General features: G+C 66.9%; 2 protein-coding genes and 1 pseudogene. All 3 read right to left on the bottom strand.

The window, feature by feature from the left end; translation table 11 throughout:
- A pseudogene (locus MJ797_RS14850) lies at positions 1 to 136 on the bottom strand (IS607 family transposase); the annotation flags it as partial.
- 231 nt (positions 137 to 367) lie between these two features.
- Positions 368 to 1,156, bottom strand: a complete 789-nt coding sequence (locus MJ797_RS14845) for a cell filamentation protein Fic (RefSeq protein ID WP_239335172.1) — start codon at positions 1,154 to 1,156, stop codon at positions 368 to 370.
- A 385-nt stretch (positions 1,157 to 1,541) separates the two neighbouring features.
- Positions 1,542 to 2,495, bottom strand: a complete 954-nt coding sequence (locus MJ797_RS14840) for a GlxA family transcriptional regulator (protein ID WP_239335171.1) — start codon at positions 2,493 to 2,495, stop codon at positions 1,542 to 1,544.
- Positions 2,496 to 3,172 lie beyond the last annotated feature (677 nt).

The raw sequence follows: 3,172 nt of genomic DNA, 5'->3' as shown, positions 1-3,172 counted from the left end.
GGTCGACGGCTTCCGGCTCTACCAGGATCAACCGACCTACCCGCCGGGCAGGTACCGGCAACGTGCCTTCTCGAAACCAGCGGTACGCGGTGACGTGATGCACGCCCTCACGCTCAGCCCACTGCTTCAAGTTCACTCATGCATCATACCGCATACTCAAGCTGCGGCAGTTGACAGCCCCCGCATACGACCGCCGTGTCGGTACTGTCACGTTCCCCGTCGTGCACCGCGGCAGTATCCCACGGAGCTTCCGGCCTGCGGCGGTCTGTCACCATCCGAGCGGATCGGTCCCGGTCGTCCCAGCCGCGGGCACCGGGCACTGGTGGTCGGGCGCTCGCCGGCCCGCTCATCACTGTGTCGAGTCGATCTAGGTCGTACCTGATGGCAGGACTCCGTCATCGGCGGCGAGGCGGCAGGATGCCAGAAAGCCGAACATGCCGGTGCCGTCCTTGCGCACGAAGAAGTTCACCATCGCGGCGTTGAACTCGTGGCGGCGCGCGGCCGGGACGCTGATGGCGTCCATGCCCTGGGACATGAGGTGGCCATTCATCATGTACCGCGCGGTGCGCTTGTTGCCGTCGTAGTAGAACTGTTGCAGAGAGCTGAAGAGAAAATAGGCGACCGCTTGTTCGAACTCGTAGTCGATCTCAGTGGAGAGGAATTCCAGGCCTTGGGAGAAGACGCGGCGTAGGCTCTCGCCGCCGCGCTCGGTGGCGGGTGGTAGGTAGCGGCCATGCTGTCCGAGGCTGACGCCAGGGGTGAGCGTCTCGCTGCCCTCGCCGCGGAAATGGCCCGGCTCCAGCGCCTCGTCTCGGGCGAGCAGGAACTGGAGCCTGTCGGAGACCTCCTTGGACAGCCGGAACTCGTGTGTCCTGACGAGCCGGGCGAGTTCGCTCGCCGCCTCGGCGAGGTTCAGGATCTGACGTTCGTCGCTGATTTTCCGTCCGCCGACGGTGATCCCGTCCAGGAGTGTCTGGACCTCGGGGTAGGTGAACGGGTTGCCCTCGAGCACCGCGGCGTCCCACACGTATTCTGGCAACGATCGGTGAAACCGCCAGACCGCGCGCTCGACCGAGAATCGTGGAATATCCCGGAGCACCGTGGACCGGTCCCAGGTGAACCCAAGAGCGGCCAGCATCGCCTCGCCCGTCGTCATGATCGCACTTCCTCGGGGCCGCGGGTGACCGGCACAGGCCGCAAGCCACGCCTGCGATCCAACGATACGGGGACCGCGGGCCCCGCAACGTCCGCCCGCGCGGCGGGCCTCGGCCCCTCGGGCCTGTAGAAATTTGGACGAATCGTTGCGATGGAACCACAGAAAGTGTTCGCTTGGGTGCGACTGGTCCCATTCGAGGAGGATCGTGTCCTCGGCGTGCTCTGTGCCCGCCAGCTGTTTGACGCCGTGACCGGCGGGCGCCTGAGATGATCTCGCTTCCTCCCCGCCGTCCCCTCCGGGACTGGCGGGGTTTTTCTAGATCGGCTACCTCATGCCCCCACGAGTCGCGGTCTTCGTCGACTGGAGACCGCCCCCGACGCGGGCGTCAAGCGTTGCAATCGTTGCGGGCGCGAAAGGTACGCCGGTAGGCGGCAGGCGGAACGCCGAAGGCGGTGCGGAAGTGCTGGCGCAGGGAGACGGTGGCGCCGAAGCCGGCGTGCTCAGCGACGCGGTCGATCGGCAGGTCGCTGCTTTCGAGCAGGTGCTGAGCTCGTTGCAGCCGCTGCCCGGTCAGCCACTGGCCGGGGGTGAGGCCGACCTCTTGGCGGAACCGCCGGGTGAAGGTGCGGACGCTCATCCGCGCGTGGGCGGCCAGGTCGGGCAGGGATACCGGTTCCTGTAGGCGTTCGAGCGCCCAGGCACGGGTTGCGGCGGTGCTGGCCTCCCACGGTTCTGGGACAGGGTGTCCGATGTGCTGGGTCTGCCTCCCATCGGGCCAAGGCGACATGATCCAACGCCGAGCCAGCCGGGTGGCGACCTCGCTGCCGTGGTCGCGGCGGACCATGCGCAGATAGAGCTCGGCACCGGAGACGGCGGAGGTGAGCACGTCGCCGTCGTCGATGAAGGGCATGTCGGGGTCCATCTTCACGCGGGGAAACATGCGCTGGAAGCGGTCGATGTCTGGCCAGTGGATGGTGACCCGGCGGCCGTCGAGCAGGCCCGCGGCGGCCAGAATGAACGTCGCCGTGCGGATCGAGACCAGGCGTGCGCCGGCTGGGATGCGGGCGAGCGCGTCGGCTATCTCGTCACGCAGCCGCCCGTGTGGGATGACCGCATCGACTGGGTGGACGGCGGGAAGCACGACGGTGTCCGCCTCCGCCAACGCCCCGGCTCTGTTGTTGGCAGTGGCGGCGTGCATGGGATGGCCGCCAACGGTACAGACGGCCACCTCGTAGAGCGGTGTGCCGTCCGGCCGGGCGGCGTCGCCGAAGATCCCCACCGGGATGCTCGTCTCGAATGGGATTACGCGGTCCAAGGCGAGGACGGCGACACGATGCATGGCTGAATCCCATCTGGTAGCGACCTGTACCGCCCGTTTTCGATGAAGGGAAGCCCTATGGAGTGGGTGTGAGGAAAGACACGATCGGCCTTGTGGCATGTGCGGAAGGGCGGAACCTTCGGTCGGTGCGGGGGTGATAGGCCGGCCTGCGACGGCCTGCGATGGATCACAATCTCCGGAAGACGGTTGTGCGCGGGTTGAATGGCGGTGGTGGCATGGTTGAAGGGCTGGCCAACCCGAACGGCCGCCGGTGGCGAGTGGCTGACGGCCCCGCATCGACGTCTTCCTCCTGGCGCCCGGGAGATATGGGGTGGCTGGACCCCGGCGCCCTCGGCCTGTAGGCCCGATTGAGAGGCTCCGGCAATAGGACTGTCCGGCTCACGCCGCCCGGTCGGCGCCTCGCGTCGTTGTTGTCGGTCGGCGCCCAACACAGGGCGCCTCCCTCCGCCGCCTCGCGATCCATCCGCCCGGGCGCCGCTCCCTGATCGAACGCCCTATTGCCGGAGCCTCTTAGCTCGTACCGATGGCGGTGCGTATCCCACACGATTGATATCAGCTTTTCGGTCGATTTTGTCGAGATTCAGGAGATCGCAATTTTGTACCCTTAGAGCGCCCGAGGATAGGGCGTTCGGTCAGTGAGCGGCTTATCCGTGCCCGGTCCGGCAAGGCGGAGGAGG

Source organism: Protofrankia sp. CiP3 (genome assembly GCF_917627345.1).
Classification (GTDB): Bacteria; Actinomycetota; Actinomycetes; order Frankiales; family Frankiaceae; genus Protofrankia.
Note: the sequence above shows the minus strand (reverse complement) of the source record. Positions and strands in the feature narration are given on the sequence as shown.